The 390-nt window shown below is 74.1% G+C and carries 1 protein-coding gene; it reads right to left on the bottom strand.

What is annotated here, in order from left to right; all coding sequences use genetic code 11:
• On the bottom strand, nt 1–390 hold a 390-nt coding region (locus G3I78_RS50535; protein WP_164437402.1), incomplete at both ends, for a cytochrome P450.

Raw genomic sequence — 390 nt, 5'->3', positions numbered from 1 at the left:
CGGGCCGCGAACCGGCTCAGCGCGATCTGCGCCTCCAGCCGGGCCAGCGGCGCCCCGAAGCAGCTGTGGATGCCGCTGCCCAGACCGAGGTGCCGCAGGTCCCGGCGGTCGGGGTCGAAGCGCTCCGGGTCGCCGAACTGCTCCGGGTCCCTGTTGCCGGCGGCCAGCACCAGCCACATGGAGGCGCCCCGGGGGATGGTGGTGCCGCGTACCTCGACGGGGGAGAGCGGCGTGCGCTGCGGCAACAGCTGCACGGGGGGTTCGTACCGCAGGAGTTCCTCCACCAGCGGGGCGGCGAACCCGGGGTCGCGGCGCAACCGTTCGAGAGCCGCCGGGTGCCGCAGCAGGGTGAGCATGCCGTTCGCGATCAGGTTGACCGTGGTCTCGTGG

Origin of the sequence: Streptomyces sp. SID13726, assembly GCF_010548375.1 — a bacterium.
Taxonomy (GTDB): domain Bacteria; phylum Actinomycetota; class Actinomycetes; order Streptomycetales; family Streptomycetaceae; genus Streptomyces.
The sequence above is the reverse complement of the archived record's forward strand: the minus strand, read 5'-3'. Positions and strand labels throughout refer to the sequence as shown.